Here is a 17220-nt window from a genome sequence, read left to right as displayed (position 1 = left end):
TTCTTGAGGTCGTCTTTAACCCGGACGGCGTTTACTCGTGGCATGCGGGTTCTGGTTGCCGAGGACGACGAGATACTGGCCGACGCGATCGCCCGGGGGCTGCGGCAGCACGCGATGAGTGTCGACGTGGCCCTGGACGGGGCGCAGGCGCTGGAGCGGGCCGGCAGTACCCGGTACGACGTGGTGGTCCTGGACCGGGACCTGCCCGAGGTGCTCGGCGACGAGGTGTGCCGGCGGCTGGTGCACGACGGCGGACAGCACGCCCGGATCCTGATGCTCACCGGCGCGTCGACGCTGCGCGACCGGGTCGAGGGGCTGAACCTCGGCGCCGACGACTACCTGCCGAAGCCGTTCGCCTTCGCCGAGCTGGTCGCCCGGGTGCACGCGTTGCTCCGCCGGGTCGCACCGGCCCGGCCGCCGGTGATCGAGCGGGCCGGCATCCGGCTCGACCCCGCGCAGCGGGTGGTGACCCGGGACTCCCGGTACGTCCGGCTGGCCCCGAAGGAGTTCGCGGTGCTGCACGTCCTGCTCTCCGCCGAGGGGGCGGTGGTCAGCGCCGAGGAGCTGCTGGAGCGGGCCTGGGACGAGAACGCGGACCCGTTCACCAACACCATGCGGACCACCATCGGCACGCTGCGCAAGAAGCTGGGCCAGCCCGGGGTGATCGACACCGTGGTCGGCGCCGGCTACCGGATCCCGTGATGCGGCTCACCGTGCGGGCCCGGCTCACGCTGCTCTACGCCACCCTCTTCGCGCTCTCCGGTGCGGCGGTCGCCACGCTGATCATCACCCTCACCTTCGCCCCGTCGTCGCAGAGTCAACCCCCGCCGAAAGCCGTGGAGCTGCGGAAGAACGTGACGCCGCCACCGGCGAAGCTCACCGCCACGATCGCCGAGTTGGACCGGTCGGACGGGCTGCTCCAGGCCAAGGAGGCGGCCCGCCGGGAGCTGCGGGAGCGGCTGATCCGCAACTCCGCGCTCACCATCGGGGTGATGACGCTCGCCTCCGCCGGGCTCGGCTGGCTGATGGCCGGTCGGGTGCTCCGGCCCGTACACCTGGTTTCCGGCGCGGCCCGCCGGCTCTCCCAACGCAACCTCGACCAGCGGATCCCGGTCTCCGGCCCGCACGACGAACTGCGCGAACTCGCCGAGACCTTCAACGGCATGCTGGACCGGCTGGAGACGGCGTTCGAGGCGCAACGCCGGTTCGCCGCGAACGCCTCGCACGAGCTGCGCGCCCCGATGACCACCTCACGCACGCTCGTCGAGGTCGCCGCGGCGACGCCGGGCGCCAGCCCGGACCTGGCGGCGCTGGCCGGTCAACTGGGCACGGTGCTGGACCGGCAGGACCGGATCGTCACCGGGCTGCTCGCGCTGGCCCGCAGCGAGCACGGCACAGGCACGCTCTGCCCGGTCCGGCTGGACCGGCTGGCCCGGGAGGCGCTCGACCGGCGCGCGGCCGAGCTGGCGGAGCGGTCGATCGGGGTACGGGCCGAGCTGTCCCCGGGCAGCGTCCAGGCCGACCCGACCCTGCTGGAGCTGCTGGTCGACAACCTGGTCCGCAACGCGGTCCGGCACAACCACCTCGGGGGTACGGTCTGGATCCGCACCGGCGGGCCGACGATCGTGGTCGAGAACACCGGTGAGCAGGTCGACGCCGAGCGGCTGCGTGAGCTGGTCGAGCCGTTCCGGCGGGGCCGACAGGACCGGGTGTACGGCAGCGGCGGCGCCGGCCTCGGACTGGCCATAGTGGACGCGGTGACCCGCGCGCACGGCGGCACCTTCACCCTGACGCCCCGCCCCGGCGGCGGCGTACGGGCCGAACTGACCCTCGGCTGAACCGTTCCCGATCCGGCCGAACCGTTCCCGAATCGAGTCGGCTCAGGCCCAGACCTGCTGCGGCTCGGCCCGACGCTCGGCCAGGCTCGGCGGAGCGTCGTACTCGCGCAGCACCGCGTACCGGCTGTCCCGTTCGACCGGACGGAAGTCGGCGTCCCAGACGAGCTGGAGCAGCTCCTCCCGGGAGAGCGCGGCGGGCGTACCGGCGGAATCCCTGTCGTGGCCGGCCCGGTCTCCGGCCGCCGCGCCGGCCAGGTCGTCCACCCCGAAGTTCAGCGCGAGCTGCGCCACCGACCGCCCCTGGGTGGCCCAGCAGCAGCCGAGGTGCGGCACATTGTCGAGGAGCAGCCGGGAGACCGCGAAGGTCTTCAGCGACTCGGCCGGCGACGCCGTCTCGGTCGGCTGCCGCGTCTCGATCGGCTGCGGGGTTCCGGTCGGTTGCTGGGCTCCGGTCGGCTGCCCCGACCCGTGCCCGCCGCCGCCGGCCGACGCGACCGCGAGGTCGTGCTCGTAGCGCAGCGGCAGGAAGCTGGTGAAGCCGCCCGTCTCGTCCTGTAGCTCACGCAGCCGCAGCACGTGGTCCACCCGGTGCCGAGCTTCCTCGACGTGACCGAACCGCATCGTCGCCGGGGTGCCGATCCCCTTGGCGTGGGCGAGCCGGTGGATCCGGGACCAGTCCTCCCAGGAGCAGTCGTCGAGGCCGAGCCTCCGGCGTACCTCGGGGTCGAAGATCTCGGCCCCGCCGCCGCTCAGCGACGTCAGCCCGGCGGCGACGAGTTCGTCGAGGATCTCGTCGGCGGGCAGGCCGGTGGTCTTCTCCAGCCAGTGCAGCTCGGTCGCGGCGAACCCGGTCAGCCGGACGTCCGGCAGCGCCGCCGTCAGCGCGCGCAGCAGCTCCGGGTAGTGCCGCCACGGCAGCGCCGGGTGCAGCGGGTTGACCAGATCCAGCTGGGTGAGCCCGTCGACGGCCAGCTCGGTGGCGTGCCGTACGGCCTCCTCGACCGGCATCGGGGCGGCGCCCTCTGCGCCCCGCCCGGAGCCGAAGGCGCAGTACGCGCAGCCGGCCGCGCAGAAGTCGGTCAACCGCAGTTGCCGGTTGACGACGAACAGCACCCGGTCGTCCGCATTCGCACCGGTACGCCGGTGGTGCGCCAGCCGGCCGAGCCAGACCAGGTCGTCGCTGGCGTACAGCGCCGTACCGTCGGCGCGGCTGAGCCGAACTCCCGCGTAGACCTTCTCTTCCAGCTCACGCTTGTGTCCGGCGTCCATCGCAGCACGTCCCTCCAGGCACGATCCCCGCACGAGCCTACGTGGAGTGCCCGGACCGCCGGCCGAGGCGGTCGGCGACAGCGACCTGGTTCACGGATCCAGGTACCCTTAACCAGCTTCTCAGCGTCTCGTTACCCGCCGTCGGATCGACATCCCCGGCACATTGAGGTAAGACAAAGTGGGACGCGACACACCACGTATGGCGATACCACAGCCGCGCCGGGCGCGCTGCTGTGCACGGGACGGGAGCGGCATGGCCAGCAGCAGGCGCGGACGACCGGACCGGACACCCCACGCGGTTTCGCCGGTGTTACGGCCGCTGGTCTGGTCGGCCCTGGTCGGCGCGATCGTGGCGGGCGCGATGGCGACCCCGGTCTACGCCGACCCACCGCTGCCGAACTCGGTCCCGGACGCCGGAGTACGCCCACAGCCGGTCGGGGCGCCCAACGTGCCCACCGGCACCGGCGTGCCGACGACGCCGTCCTACCCGCTGCCGCCGAGCGTGAACGGTCCGCTGGCGAGCCAGATCATGGCGCTGGAGGTCGAGGTCGCCCAGCTCGGCGACCAACTGCTGCAACTGCGGCAGGAGCGGGACACGGCCACCACCGAGATGACCACCGCCGACGGCCTACGCCAGAAGGCCCGGCTGGAGCTGGCCAACGCCCGTACGGCGGCCGACAACGCGGCGGCGGGTGCGCTGAAGGACGCCGCCGGGCTGCCGCCGGGTGCGTTCGGCTCCGACCTGCACGGGCTGGACCTGCTCGGCCGGATCCAGCGCGGTGAGCAGCGTGCCGGTGACACCGAACTGGCCGCCGGTGAGGTGGCCCGGGCCCAGCAGGCCGAGCGGCAGGCGGAGGCGGCCTACCAGGCGGCGTCCGGCACCTACCAGCAGAAGGTCGCCGCCTTCACCGCGGCGGACACCCGGTACAAGAGCCGCTCCGCCGCCCTGGTGAAGCTCAAGCGGGACAACGCGGACCAGCTCAAGGCGATCGAGCGGGCCCGGGAGGCCGCCGAGCAGCGCATCGGCGCGACGATCGGCAGCGACAGCGTCGCCGGGATGATGGCGCACCCCAAGGCGCGGGCCGCGATGCGTTACGCGCTCGCCCAGCGGGGCGACCCCTACCTGTGGGGCGCCGAGGGTCCGGACCGGTTCGACTGCTCCGGCCTGATGCTCGCCTCCTATCTCTCGGTCGGCAAGCGGATCCCCCGGGTCTCGCGCGACCAGTACAACGGCACCCGCAACCAGAGCGTGGCCCGGGAGGCCCTGCTCCCCGGCGACCTGATCTTCTTCGCCTCCGGCAGTAGCTGGACCAGCATCCACCACGTCGGCATGTACATCGGTGGCGGCAAGATGGTGCACTCGCCGACCACCGGTGACGTGGTCAAGGTCTCCACCGTCTGGTGGTCGCGGTTCTACGCCGCGACCCGGATCTTCCCGGCGGTGCCGGCGCCGAACGCGACCACCCCGCCGCCGACCACCCGGCCGCCCACGACGCCGCCGCCGACCACCCCGCCACCGACCACCCCACCGCCGACCACTCCGCCGCCGAGCACCACGCCGACGACGCCGCCGGCCACTCCGCCCACCAGCACGCCGACCACGCCCCCGGCGACTCCGCCGGTGACGCCGGCACCCCCGAACCCGCCGGCGGCGACCAGGACGCCGACGCCGCCGGTCACCAGCTCGGCCGCCGAGCCGAGCGACGGTACGCCCAGTGCCAGCGGGTCGGCTCCGGCTGCGGACGGTAGCCCCGACAGCGACTGAGGGTGCCGGTACCCGGCCGGCTGTGCGCCCGTGCTGAGATATGGCACGGTGAGGGTTGACGTACTTCCGACCCGGCCTACCGGTCCGGGTGTGGGCGCGGGAGGCAACAATGGACGAATCGCAGGTCAGACCGGCTACCGGGGAGGCGCGCCCGGACTCTGACGGTCGGACTGCGGCCACCGGGTCCGGGGCGGAGGGCGTGGACGGGAGCGAACTCTCTCCGCTGCCGCCGCCACCGCCGGTCGGCACCGCGTTGCCGGAACCGTCGGCCGAGGAGGAGCTTTCCGAGCCGTACCAGCCGCCTCCGCCGCCCGCCGCCGGAGCGCTCTGGGCGGACCCGCCGCAGGACCTGCCGGCAGACCCGCCCGCTGACGAGCCGCCGGGTTCCACCGATTCGCCCTCGGCCCCGGATGCTTCCAGCCCGGTCCCGGACGTCGATCCGGCGGAGACCGAACCGGAGTCGCTCGCCGGCCCGAACGCCAGCACGAGCACCGACGCCCCGTCCGACCACAGCGACACCGCGTCCGACCACACCGACACCGCGTCCGACCACACCGACACCGACGCCGGGACAGATCCGGACGCCGCCGAACCGGACGCCGGAGCCGGACCCGTGTCTACGCCCAGCGCCGGACCCTCGGACAGCCCTGAGCGGGCAGTCAGCCCTGAGCCAGCAGCCGACCCTGAGCCGGCCGCCAGCCCTGAGCCGGCAGCCACCGCTGAGCCGACAGCCACCGCTGAGCCGACAGCCAGCCCTGAGCCGGCAGCCGACCGTGAACCGGGAGCCAGCCCTGAGCCGGCAGCCGACCGTGAACCGGGAGCCAGCCCTGAGCCGGCAGCCACCGCTGAAGGACCTGAGCCGACAGCCACCGCTGGAGGAGCAGTCGGCGCTGGAGGAGCAGCCACGGCTGAAGGGGCAGTCGGCGCTGAGTCGCCGGACAGCCCCGCGGTCGGCGCCGGCGGTGGTGCGGAGATCGTCGATGTGGCCGCGTCGGAGCCGGCCGCCGTGCCGGAGCCGGCCGGGGAGAGCGTCGCGGCCGAGCCGGTACGCGGCCGAGCCGTGAGTACCGCGGTCACCACCCCCACCGCGGCGGAGATCGCCGCGATGCCCGCCGCCTCCTCGGGGAGCCGCACCTACCGGGCCGGTGAACTCGCCACCCCCGCCACCCCGGCGGTCACCACGCCGGCATCCGCGTCCGCGACCGCCGCCTCCGCACCGGCCGCCGCTTCTCGGGCACCCGTGCCGACCCCGGCGCCCCCGGGAACGCCGGTCCCGCCGTTGCAGCGGCGGCGTCCGCAGACTCCGGCGCTCGATTCTCCGTGGTCGGCGTTCGCCAATGCCGTCAAGCCCCCGTCGTCCCCGCCGAGCGGACCGTCCGGCCAGGCGTCGGTCGGCTCGGCGTCCGTCCCACCCGTCGGGTCGGCCTCCGTCTCACCCGTCGGGTCGGCCTCCGTCTCGCCGGCCGCCACCGGCCTGTCCGGGTCGGCCCCGGTCGAGCCGGCAGGTCAGCCCCGGGAGCGGCCCGGAGCGGTGCACTTCACCGCCCCGCCGGCAGCCGGCCTGTCAGCACCGTCGGCCGCCCCCGGCCAGTCCTCCCGGGACGTCGGTTCACCCGCTGGCGGCACCCCGTCGTACACGGTGCCGCCGCAGCGCAGCGCCACCCGGGGCCGGGCCGGCACCACCCGGGCCAGTGCCTCGGTACCGGGACTGTCTCCGGTACTGCCGAACGAGGCCGCAGCCGTGGCCTCGGTGCCGGGGGTGGCGAAGGTCTACCGGAGTACCGAGCCGGATCCCGCCAACCCGTCGTCGCCGTCCCGTCCTCCGGAGCCGACCGGCCCACCCGAGCCGGCCCACCCGCCGACGCCACCGGCACCCGAACCGCCAGACCCGGGACCGGCCCCCACCCCGTTTCCCGCACCGGCACCTCCGGCGCCCAGCCCGGAACCCGAGCCGGCCCCGTCGCCGTACCCGCCGGCACCGCCCAGGCCCGCTCCGGCACCGCCCCGCCCGAACCCGGTACCGCCGGGACCGAGTCCGGTACCGCCGGGACCCAGCCCGTACCCGCCGACGCCGCCCGGGCCGGTGCCGCCGGGCCCCGGGCCGTACCCGCCGAACCCGGGTCCGCTGCCGTACCCGCCGACTTCGGCGGCAGCCTCGGTGGGGTACCCGCCGATGCCGGTCTCCGGCGGGCCGGGCGGCCGGCCGGTCGAGCCCTCGCCCCCGACCCCGCTGGTGGTTCCGGCGCCCGCCCTGCCGAGCTGGCCACCACCGACCAACCCGATGTCCTCGGCGAACTCGGTCAGCGGTGGTGCGCCGGGCTACTCACTGCCCACCGCCGACCCGGGCCCCGCCGTCGCCGCCGAACCGGTCGCCCCGCCGTCGACCGCTGGCCGCCCCCCGGGTACCGGCCCGGCCTCGCCGCTCCCGTCGGGCACCGGCCCGACGACGACGCCGCACTCGCCGGGCTATCGGGACTGGGCGCGGGACCAGCGGGCCGAGGGCACCGTGTACGGCGGCCCCGAGGGGCACGTCACCGTCTCGATGCCCACCAACCAGGTCGAGAACTCGGGCTCGCTGACCGGGCACATCCTGGCCCAGGGCTGGACGGACACCCCAGCGCAGAAGACGAACACCACCAGGGTGGTGCTGGTACTGATGATCGGGCTCGGCATCCTGGTGGCGGTCGGGCTGCTGGTGGTGCTCCTGGTCGGGGACGCCTTCAGCAGCCTCTTCGACGGTCTGCTGAGCAGCTGACGCCAGCGCCCGGCGGGTCCCGGGCCGGCGGTCGCGGGTGGTGAGCCTGCCCACTGGCGTGCGCGGCGAGGTGGCGGTCACGGCTGGTCCCCGTACACTTGGGTGGATTGTTGACCTGGCGCGTGCCACGCGCCTCTGGGCGATCTTGCGGGCGAATCGGCGGCGACCTCTGTCGCGGCGGGCCATCGCGAAGATGCGCCCCGCTTGAGAGGTATCCTTGACGACCTTTGCTGATCCCAGCATGTTTCCGTCCGTATTCGACGCGCAATCCGGTCCCCTTTCCACCGGGGCTGCCGCGTCTGCTGAGCAAGAAGTTCTGACTGTGCCGGCTGTTGCCGACGCACGCGGCGATTCCGTCGACACGGTGACCGCCGACGATTCCGGCACGCTCGCGACCGCCGACGATTCCGGCACGTTCGCCGAAGCCTCCCCGGACGCGATTGCCGCGCCCGACGACACCATTTCCGAACCGGTCGATTCGGAGCCCGCCGGGTCCGAGAACACCGGGCCGCAGGCCGCCGCGCCGACGACCGTGAAGCCTGAGGCCGTGGAGCCTCAGACCGTCGAGCCCGGAGCCGTCGAGCCCGAGGCCGTCGAGGCCAAGGTCGCCGTCTCGGCGCCGGTGGACTTCGCCGCCCTCGGGCTGCCCCGGCAGCTCGTCCGGGCACTGCACCGGGAGGGCATCGACACCCCGTTCGAGATCCAGCGGGCCACCGTGCCGGACGCGCTCGCCGGCCGGGACGTACTCGGCCGGGGCCAGACCGGCTCGGGCAAGACGCTGGCGTTCGGGCTGCCGCTGCTGGCCCGGATGGCGGCCGGCCCGCGCGCCCGGGCACACCACCCGAGGGCGCTGATCCTGGTGCCGACCCGGGAACTCGCGATGCAGGTCAACGACGCGCTCATGCCGCTCGGCCGGGCGCTCGGGGTGTTCCTCAAGACCGCCGTCGGCGGTGTGCCGTACGACCGCCAGATCGACTCGCTGCGCCGTGGCGTGGAGATCGTGGTGGCCACCCCGGGCCGGCTCGCCGACCTGATCGACCGGGGGGTCTGCCGTCTCGACGACATCGAGGTGACGGTGCTGGACGAGGCCGACCAGATGGCCGACATGGGTTTCCTGCCCGACGTCACCGAGCTGCTCGCCAAGACGCCGGGGAATGCCCAGCGGCTGCTCTTCTCCGCCACTCTGGACAACGACGTCGACGCGCTCGTCAAGCGGTTCATGACCGATCCGGTCACCCACTCGACGGCACCGCCGACCGCCGCCGTGTCCACGATGGACCACCACATGCTGCTGATTCCGCCGCACGACAAGTTCGCGGTGGCGGCCTCGATCGCCGCCCGGCAGGGCCGCACCATGATGTTCGCCCGGACCCAGATGGGCGTCGACCGGCTGGTCGAGCAGTTCGCGGCGGTCGGCGTACGGGCGGGTGCGCTGCACGGCGGCAAGACCCAGCGGGTACGCACCCGCACGCTCGCCGAGTTCAAGGAGGGCCGGACGAACGTGCTGGTCGCCACCGACGTGGCGGCCCGGGGCATCCACGTCGACGGCGTCTCGCTGGTGGTGCACGTGGACCCGCCGAAGGACCCGAAGGACTACCTGCACCGGGCCGGTCGTACGGCTCGGGCCGGTGAGTCCGGTGCGGTCGCCACGCTGGTACTGCCGAAGCAGCGCCGCTCCACCCTGGCGATGTTGCAGAAGGCCGGTGTGGAGCCGGAGCAGACCCGGGTACGTTCCGGCGACCCCGCGCTGGCCGAGGTGACCGGTGCCCGGGAGCCGAGTGGCGTACCGGTGGTCGAGGAGGCTCCGGCGGCGCGCCGCGCGGCCGGCGCCCGCCCGGGCCGCCGGTACGGCGACCGTCCCCGGACCGACCGCCGCTACGGCGACCGTCCCCGGGACGAGCGCCGGCACGGCGACGCCCCGCAGGGTGAGCGCCGCTACGGCGACCGCTTCCAGGGCGAGCGCCGTTTCGGTGACCGGCCGCAGGGCGAGCGCCGTTTCGGTGACCGCCGGTTCGGTGACGGCGGCGCCGCGCCGCAGGGCGGCCGTGCGGAGCGGGGCGGCGAGTGGCGCTCCGGCGGGCGGCAGGGCGGCTTCCGGCACGAGGGCCGGCCGCACACCGACCGGCCGGCCTGGGACCGGTCCCGGGACGAGCGTCCGCGTGACGACCGGCCCGCCGGGGACCGGCCCGACGACCGGCGGGGCCGCCGCGACCACCGGTTCGACGGCCGCCGCCCCACCCCGACCCGCTGACCGCCGACCGCTGCCACGATCCTGACCAGGGCCGACGTCGTAGTACGGCGCGGACCTGGTCGGGTTGGGCGGCCTCGGCCGGCGGAGGGTGATTCGCCCGGTCGGACCTGTCGGTCGGCGTGCGGCGGTAACGTCCATGGGCATGTCGACCATGCCGAAGTCGTTGTTCTGGAGCCGCACGGATGTTCCCGGTGCGGATCACGCCCTCGCCGCCGACGGCCGTGGGCTGACCGCCCGGGGCACCGCGCTCGCCGTCGACCCGATCCCCTTCACCTGCCGCTACCAGCTCCGCACCGACGAACGCTGGGCGGTGGAGGGGCTGGAGGTGAGCTGCGAGGGCGCCGGCTGGCTGCGTACCCTGCGGTTGGAGCGGGCCGCCGGCCGCTGGCGGGCGACAACGGCCGAGCAGGGTGACCTCGACGCCGCGCTGGCCGCCGCCGGCCAGCCGGGCGCCGGGCTGCCCGGCACCGAGGAGCCGGAGCGGCTCGCCGACGCGGTCGACGTCGACCTGAGCGCCTCACCGCTGTTCAACACCCTTCCGGTACGCCGCCTCGGGCTGCGCGACGCCGCCCCGGGCAGCTCGCACCGGATCGTCGTGGTCTGGGTGCTGGTGCCCAGCCTCCAGGTGGTGCCGGCGGAGCAGACCTACACGGTGCTGGAGGAGGGCAACGTCCGGTTCAGCAGCGGCGACTTCACCGCCGACCTGGCCCTGGACGCCGACGGCTACCTGCTGCACTATCCCGGGCTGGCGCACCGGCACTGACCCGCGCCCGCCGTACGCCCGTCATCCGGACCACTCGCCGGTCACCAGGAAGCGTTCGACTGTGGAGCGGTACGGCGCCAGGTCGAGCCCACGGCCGGCCACCCACTCGTCGGAGTAGTACGTGTCGGTGTATCGCTCGCCCCCGTCACAGAGCAGCGTCACCACCGATCCACGCCGACCGGCGGCCCGCATCTGGGCGATCAGGCCGAACGCGCCCCACAGGTTGGTGCCGGTCGACCCGCCGACCCGGCGGCCGAGCACCGTCGACGCGACGCGCATGGCGGCCAGCGAGGCGGCGTCCGGCACCCGGACCATCCGGTCGACGACGCTCGGCTGGAAGGACGCCTCGACCCGTTGCCGGCCGATCCCCTCGATCCGGGATCCGGTGCCGGTGGTGACGGACCAGTCGGCCGAGGTCCACGCGGGATAGAAGGCGGAGTTCTCCGGGTCGACGACGCAGAGCCGGCTCGGCAGCCGCCGGTAGCGCAGGTAGCGCCCGATCGTCGCGCTGGTGCCGCCGGTGCCGGCGCCGACCACGATCCAGTCCGGTACGGGGTGCCGTTCCAGGGCGAGCTGCGCGTAGATCGACTCGGCGATGTTGTTGTTGCCCCGCCAGTCGGTGGCGCGTTCGGCGTACGTGAACTGGTCCATGAAGTGCCCGCCGAGGTCCTCGGCGAGCCAGCGGGCCTCGACCACGACGGCGGCCGGATCGTCCACCAGATGGCACTTGCCGCCCTGGAACTCGATCAGCGCGATCTTCTCCGGTGAGGTGCTGGCCGGCATCACGGCGATGAACTGCACCCCGAGCATGCGGGCGAAGTACGCCTCGGAGACGGCGGTCGAGCCCGACGACGCCTCCACAATGGTGGTGCGCGGCCCGATCCAGCCGTTGCAGAGCCCGTAGAGGAAGAGCGACCGGGCCAGCCGGTGCTTCAGCGACCCGGTCGGGTGCACCGACTCGTCCTTGAGATAGAGGTCGATCCCCCAGTCGCGGGGCAGCGGGAAGCAGAGCAGGTGGGTGTCGGCGGACCGGTTCGCGTCCGCCTCCACCGCCGCGATCGCCTCGGTGACCCAGGCGCGTTCGGCGTCGTCGCACCGGTCGAGCTGTTCCATGACCAGGAACGTAGCAAGTCGTCCTCGGGGCCGGCCGGGTCAGGACGGGGGCAGCGGCTGGGGACGGTTCTCCCATTTCGTCGAGAGTGCGACGGCCGTCCGGGTCGAGGCGACTCCGGCGGTCCGGTTCAACCGCAGGATGAGCTGTTCCAACTCGGCAATTGTGCCAACTCGCGCCTTGAGCAGGAACGATTCCACCCCGGCCATGAAGTAACAGGATTCGATTTCCGGCATGCCCCGGATCGCCTCCAGTACGTCGTCGGTGTCGCCGCCGGAGTCCTGCACGATGCCGATCAGCGCGGTGACGCCGAGCCCGATCGCCTCCGGCTCGACGTCCGCGCGGTAGCCCCGGATGACTCCGCCCGCCTCCAGCTTGCCCACCCGCTCGTGCACGGCCGGTGCGGAGAGGCCGACCTGTCGGGCCAGTTCGGCGTAGGAAAGGCGGGCATTGCCGCGCAGCAGCTCGACGAGGCTCAGGTCGATCGCGTCCACGATCTGAGACCCTAGTCCGGGTGGGAACGGGCTCCCGAGGCGGGCAGCATTGTTGCTGACATAGCGCTTAAATGCCGTAAATCGTCCGGCCTAACCTCACACACAGTACGTTTTCGCGTTTGCCGGACACGACACTCCGGCGGTGTTGTAATTGCCGTACGTCCCTTAAACGAAGGCTCTGGCAAGCATGTGTTCTGGGGGCGGTCCTACCAGTCCGGGGGCTTCGTAGACGCGAGGAGGGGGCTGTGGACACTGGAGATCGTCTGCTGACACCGGGCGAGGTGGCAGCGCTCTTCCGCGTCGATCCGAAGACCGTCACACGCTGGGCCGCGGCCGGGCGTATCGGCAGCATCCGAACACCGGGCGGACATCGCCGCTTCCGCGAGTCGGAGGTACGCGCGCTGCTCGAGGGTGAGGGCATGCTCGACGAGGTGGACGAGGGCATCGCGAACCGGCCCCGCAACGCCGGACCCGCCACCCCGAGTGGCCCCGGCCCGACCGGCGCCGGAAACGTCGGCCTGCACTGACCCAGCACTGATCCGCACGGACCCCGGCGCGATCCCGCGCCGGTTCCGGTGGGTACGGGCCGGCCCGGGACGGTTCAGTCCCGGTCGGCCCCCAGCTCGCCGGACCAGCGTCGGAACAGGGAGTGCGGCACGCCGAGCGCGTCGAGCACCTTTCCCGCCACGAAGTCGACGAGCTGCCGGGCGGAGGCGGCGGCCCCGGCACCGTAGAAGCCGGGGCTCGCCGGCAGGACCACCGCTCCGGCATCGTGCAGGGTGATCAGGTGCTCCAGGTGGCTCCGGGTGACCGGGGTCTCCCGGGGCACCACCACCACCGGCCGGTGCTCCTTGAGGTTCACCTCGGCGGCCCGTTGCAGCAGGTCCTTGGAGAGGCCGATCGCGATCCCGGCGCATGCCGCCGTACTCGCCGGCACCACCACCATGCCCCGGGTCGGGTACGACCCGCTGCTCGGCCCGGCCGCGAGATCCCCGGCCGGCCAGTACGCCACGTCGGCGTCGGCCAGGTCCCGGCCGAGCCAGGCGGCGAGGTCGTCCTTCCAGTGCGCGTCCCGGAAGGGGCGGCCGGTCTCGTCCAGGATCGTCAACCGGGCCGCCCGGGAGACGACCAGGTCCACCGGCTCACCCGCGTCGAAGAGCCCGCCGAGCACGGCGGCCGGATATGGCGTACCCGATGCTCCGGAGACGCCGACCACCCACGGCCTTCTCATGCCCACCAGCCTGCCGCAAGCTCCCCGGGCGGCGCCGACCGCCCCCGGCCGTGACCTGCCGGGGAGTCCGGCTGCGCGACCGGATCATCACCCACTGCGAAATAGGACGTACCCGACGGCGATCACAGACCGGCCCGAAACTGCAATGCTGCTCACGTTGTGCCCGAGCGGAGCGGGACGAAGGGGGCCGGGCATGTACGGGATCAGCTCGTGGGCGGCCGAGCTGAGGTGTCCGATACCGGCACGCCTCTGCCCACACGCCGACGCGGTGCAGGAGTGGCTGGTCGACTGGGCCGACCGGCTCGTCGGCCCGCTCGACGCGGCCGGCCGGGACCGGTTCGCCCGCGGCCGTGTCGCCCGGTACGCCGGCCGGCTCTATCCGGGCGCCAGCGAGGCCGACCTGCGGGTCATCGCCGCGCTCTTCACCTGGTTCTTCCTGCTCGACGACGCCTGCGACGCCGCCCGGCGCCCCCGGCCGGCCGAGGTGGCCGCGCTCTGCGACGGGGTGCTGCGGCTGCTCCGGGCCGCGCCGGCACCGGCACCAGCGGCACCGGCCGCACCGCCAACGGCCGCAGCGGCAGCCCGGCAGGCACAGCCGAGGCCACCGGTCGGCACCGGGCGGCCGGTGCCGACCACCGCCGGACCCGGGAACCCGGCGGTCGAGTGCGTAGGCAGGCCGGGCCGGGCGGGGCACCCGGGCGCCGCCCAGTCCCGCCCGGCACAGCAGCCGACCGCCGCTCCGGGGCAACCCCGGCAGACCCGTCAGCAGCCGGCGACCGCCCCGCAGCCGCGCCCCGGGCAGCAGCCATCCACCCCGACACCCGCTCCCCGGGCCGCCAACCAGCCGGCGACCCGGCTGACCACCCCGGCACAGAGCCGGGCGGCGAACCGGCCGGCACCCCGCTCCGAGGCGTTCGACGGACCGCTCCGGCGGATGCTCGCCGACGCCTGGCAGGTCCCGAGCCACCGGATGCCGGCGGCCTGGCGGGACCGTTTCGTCGACGCGGTGGCGCACCACCTGGACGGCGTGGTCACCGAGGCGACCAACAAGGCGAACGGGCGGCTGCCCGGCGTCGCCGAGTACGTGCCGCTGCGCCGGGCGACCTCCGCCGCGTACGTCTCGTACGCCCTGATCGAGTTCGCCACCGGGCAACGGGTGCCGGACGCCGTCTACCACCACCCGGCGGTACGCGCCGTCGCCGACACCGCCAACGACCTGCTCTCCTGGTTCAACGACCTGCTGTCGCTGGAACGGGACGCGGCCACCTCCGGCGGGCACAACCTGGTGCTGGCGGTGGCCCGGGAGGAGGGGATTCCAGTCGAGGCGGCGATCGAGGCGGTCGTCCGGCGGTGGCAGCAGAGCATGCGGCACTTCGTCGAGCTGCGCGCCGCCGTACCGTCGTTCGGCCCGGCGCTGGACGGGCCGCTGCGGCAGTACCTGGACGGGCTGGCCAACTCGGTGCGCGGCACCATGGACTGGTCCCTGGAGAGCGGCCGCTACCGCTCCTAGCGCCCGGGTGTCGGACCGTTCGGGGGCTTGCGGGCCGCCGGAGCCGGCTTGGAGGATGGCCGGGTGAGCGCCCCGGCAGTCGGCTCCCCCCGTGGCCACGTCCAGGTCCACGACCTCGTGGCGGAGTACGATCCCGACCTGTTCCGGCGGGCGTACGAGGAGGTTCTCGAACCGAACTTTCCCACCGACGAGCTGGAGACGGCGGAGAGCCTCGCCGGCCGGATGGCCTCCGGCGACCCCTCGACGTTCGCGGCGGTGGCCCTCACCGACGGCACACCGGTCGGCGTGATGATCGCCGACTCTTTCCCCGACTCCCGGGTGCTGCTGCTGAGCTACCTCGCGGTCCGGCCGGGCCAGCGCGGCGGCGGGATCGGCTCGACGCTCCTGCGCGTGCTGCCGACCTGGCGGGAGCGGGCCGACGCGGTCGTCGCGGTCGCCGAGGTCGAGGACCCCCGCTTTCACTCGGCCGGGCCGCACGGCGACCCGGACAAGCGGCTGCGGTTCTACGGCCGGGCCGGGTTCCGGCTGGTGCCGAGCCCGTTCGTGCAGCCCCGGGTCCGGCCCGGCACCGAACGGGTGGGCGGGATGCTGCTGCTCGCCGCCACCGGGGACGAGACGCTCCCCCGCCAGACCCTGCGCGACTTCGTCACCGAGTACTACACGGATTCGGAGGCGGTCGACGAGGCCGAGGACATGGCGTACGCGGGACTGCTGGCCCGGCTCGACCACGAGCCCGACCCGCTGGTCCTGCTGGCCCCCGAGCAGTACGCCGAGGTGCCGCCGCTGCGGGTCGACGCCGAACTGCTGCGGCGGGACTATCCGGGTACGGCGGTCGCCGCCCGGCTGCTCGCCGTCGACGACCGGGGCGTCGCGCTGCTGGACGAGGTGTGGCAGCGGGTACTCGCCCGGATGGCGGCCGGTGAGGAGCTTCCCCGGCCCCGCCGTACCGTCCTCGCCGAGTTCCTGGCGCGGCTCTCCGCCGACGGGCTCGTCTTCGTCTCCGCCGAGCCGGGCGACGCCTCGGTGCTGGCCGACTGGTTCGCGGGCGAGGCCGACCCGTGGGCGGGCTGGTGGCGGGAGACGCCCCCGAGCTGGGGGGCCGAGGTGACGACCCCGGAGCGGCTCGAACGGGCGGTACGCCGCCTGCCGCCGCTGCCCCGGCTCCTCCTGCTCCTCTCCGACGTGGTCGGGCTGACCCTGCCGGAGGCGGTCGAACTGACCGGGCAGGCGCCGGAGCACTACCTCGGGATCCTGGAGGCGGCCCGCATGGAGGTCGTCGCCTTCCTGGACGAGAGCGCCCGGTAGGGCCGGCGGATGGACGGTTATCTCCGCTGTGACCAGACCGTGCGGCTGGTCGGCAACTGGCTCGACGGCGCGCTCGACCCGGAGCAGCGGGAGCTGGTCGAGCTGCACCTGCTGGTCTGCCCGCCCTGCCTGGCCTACGTCGGCAAGGTGCACGACCTGCGGGCCGCGCTGCTGAGCCTGACCGGACCGCACTCCCCGGAGCACCTGCTGACGCGGGGAGAGGAGACGCCGTGAGGTACTACAAGTTCCTCACCGCCGGCCGGTCCGGGCCCTTCTCCCGACAGACCTGGTCGACCGGCTGGCGTTCCGAGCCGGCGATCGTGCCCTGCCGGCAGGGGCTGCACGTCTGCCGGGTCACGGATCTGCCGTACTGGATTCACGACGAACTCTGGGAGGTGGAGGTCGACGGGCCGGTGCTGGAACTGGAGCGCCAGGTGGTCGCCGGACGCGCTCGGCTCCGCGCCCAGGTCGACGGCTGGAACGCGCAGGCCCGGCGGGAGTTCGTCCGCGCCTGCCTGGCCCGGATCGCCGGGCACGCCGCGCAGGAGTGCGGTGCCGCGCTGGACGACGGTCCACTCGCCGCCGCCGCCGAGCGGCTGGCCGAGGACGGGCCGGTCGATCTCGCGGAACTCGCCGCCCTCGCCCTGGACCGGCAGGAACGCGCGGCCCTGCGCGGCCGCAGCGCCGCCGCCCGGAACTGCGGCTACCTCGCGGACGCGATCGAGATGACGGAGAGCTATCCCGTCGCCGCGCTCGGCTACGTCGCGGCGCGGGCCGCCGAGGCCCGCACCCCGACCGTCGGCGTCGATCGCTACCAGGTGGAGCGCGAGTGGCAGGTGCGGTGGCTGAGCGACCGGCTGGAGCTGCCGACCGGCTGACCGCTCCGCTCTCCGGCCGGCTGCTCCGCTGTTTAGCCGGCTGCTCGGCT

At 74.0% G+C, this 17220-nt stretch carries 15 protein-coding genes; 11 read left to right on the top strand and 4 right to left on the bottom strand.

Annotation, left to right across the window (positions count from 1 at the left end):
- The first annotated feature begins 42 nt into the window (after positions 1-42).
- Positions 43-702, top strand: coding sequence for a response regulator transcription factor (locus C6361_RS18700; RefSeq protein ID WP_107262082.1), 660 nt, complete (start codon positions 43-45; stop codon positions 700-702).
- Entirely contained in the window at positions 702-1838 is a 1137-nt protein-coding gene (locus tag C6361_RS18695) for a HAMP domain-containing sensor histidine kinase (RefSeq protein WP_107268502.1), read from the top strand. The genes C6361_RS18700 and C6361_RS18695 overlap by 1 nt, the downstream gene beginning before the upstream one ends.
- Before the next feature lie 42 nt (positions 1839-1880).
- On the opposite strand, the gene C6361_RS18690 is transcribed toward C6361_RS18695, so the two are convergent.
- Positions 1881-3107, bottom strand: coding sequence for a radical SAM protein (locus C6361_RS18690; RefSeq protein ID WP_107268501.1), 1227 nt, complete (start codon positions 3105-3107; stop codon positions 1881-1883).
- A gap of 253 nt (positions 3108-3360) precedes the next feature.
- On the opposite strand from C6361_RS18690, the gene C6361_RS18685 reads away from it, so the two are divergent.
- The 4 genes from C6361_RS18685 (at position 3361) to C6361_RS18660 (ending at position 10641) form a co-directional block, all read left to right on the top strand.
- Positions 3361-4872: a C40 family peptidase gene (locus C6361_RS18685; RefSeq protein WP_107268500.1), complete on the top strand. Its 1512-nt coding sequence runs from the start codon at positions 3361-3363 to the stop codon at positions 4870-4872.
- 982 nt (positions 4873-5854) lie between these two features.
- A complete protein-coding gene (locus tag C6361_RS37060) occupies positions 5855-7627 on the top strand; it encodes a hypothetical protein (protein WP_159079378.1) in 1773 nt (590 codons plus the stop codon).
- Positions 7628-7868: 241 nt separating this feature from the next.
- The gene (locus tag C6361_RS18665) at positions 7869-9878 is read left to right on the top strand and encodes a DEAD/DEAH box helicase (RefSeq protein WP_369930043.1); all 2010 of its coding nucleotides are present in this window, start codon (positions 7869-7871) and stop codon (positions 9876-9878) included.
- A gap of 142 nt (positions 9879-10020) precedes the next feature.
- Entirely contained in the window at positions 10021-10641 is a 621-nt protein-coding gene (locus C6361_RS18660) for a putative glycolipid-binding domain-containing protein (RefSeq protein ID WP_234358885.1), read from the top strand.
- 21 nt (positions 10642-10662) lie between these two features.
- Here C6361_RS18660 and C6361_RS18655 read toward each other — a convergent pair whose 3' ends face one another.
- Together C6361_RS18655 and C6361_RS18650 are read right to left on the bottom strand one after the other, a co-directional pair.
- Positions 10663-11754 (bottom strand): PLP-dependent cysteine synthase family protein, encoded by a 1092-nt coding sequence (locus C6361_RS18655; protein WP_107262068.1) that lies wholly within the window; start codon positions 11752-11754, stop codon positions 10663-10665.
- A gap of 39 nt (positions 11755-11793) precedes the next feature.
- Positions 11794-12246, bottom strand: coding sequence for an Lrp/AsnC family transcriptional regulator (locus C6361_RS18650; RefSeq protein ID WP_107262066.1), 453 nt, complete (start codon positions 12244-12246; stop codon positions 11794-11796).
- Positions 12247-12491: 245 nt separating this feature from the next.
- On the opposite strand from C6361_RS18650, the gene C6361_RS18645 reads away from it, so the two are divergent.
- Positions 12492-12773, top strand: a complete 282-nt coding sequence (locus C6361_RS18645) for a BldC family transcriptional regulator (protein WP_107262064.1) — start codon at positions 12492-12494, stop codon at positions 12771-12773.
- 74 nt (positions 12774-12847) lie between these two features.
- Here C6361_RS18645 and C6361_RS18640 read toward each other — a convergent pair whose 3' ends face one another.
- Entirely contained in the window at positions 12848-13477 is a 630-nt protein-coding gene (locus C6361_RS18640; RefSeq protein WP_107268497.1) for a UbiX family flavin prenyltransferase, read from the bottom strand.
- 193 nt (positions 13478-13670) lie between these two features.
- On the opposite strand from C6361_RS18640, the gene C6361_RS18635 reads away from it, so the two are divergent.
- From C6361_RS18635 to C6361_RS18620, 4 genes are all read left to right on the top strand, one after another.
- Positions 13671-14987, top strand: a complete 1317-nt coding sequence (locus C6361_RS18635) for a terpene synthase family protein (protein ID WP_107268496.1) — start codon at positions 13671-13673, stop codon at positions 14985-14987.
- Between the two features lie 63 nt (positions 14988-15050).
- Entirely contained in the window at positions 15051-16292 is a 1242-nt protein-coding gene (locus C6361_RS18630) for a GNAT family N-acetyltransferase (RefSeq protein WP_159079377.1), read from the top strand.
- Between the two features lie 9 nt (positions 16293-16301).
- Positions 16302-16526, top strand: a complete 225-nt coding sequence (locus tag C6361_RS18625; RefSeq protein ID WP_107268494.1) for an anti-sigma factor — start codon at positions 16302-16304, stop codon at positions 16524-16526.
- Positions 16523-17170 (top strand): hypothetical protein, encoded by a 648-nt coding sequence (locus tag C6361_RS18620; protein WP_107268493.1) that lies wholly within the window; start codon positions 16523-16525, stop codon positions 17168-17170. The genes C6361_RS18625 and C6361_RS18620 overlap by 4 nt, the downstream gene beginning before the upstream one ends.
- Positions 17171-17220 lie beyond the last annotated feature (50 nt).

This window comes from Plantactinospora sp. BC1 (assembly GCF_003030345.1).
In the GTDB taxonomy this organism is placed as follows: Bacteria; Actinomycetota; Actinomycetes; order Mycobacteriales; family Micromonosporaceae; genus Plantactinospora.
The sequence above is the reverse complement of the archived record's forward strand: the minus strand, read 5'-3'. Positions and strand labels throughout refer to the sequence as shown.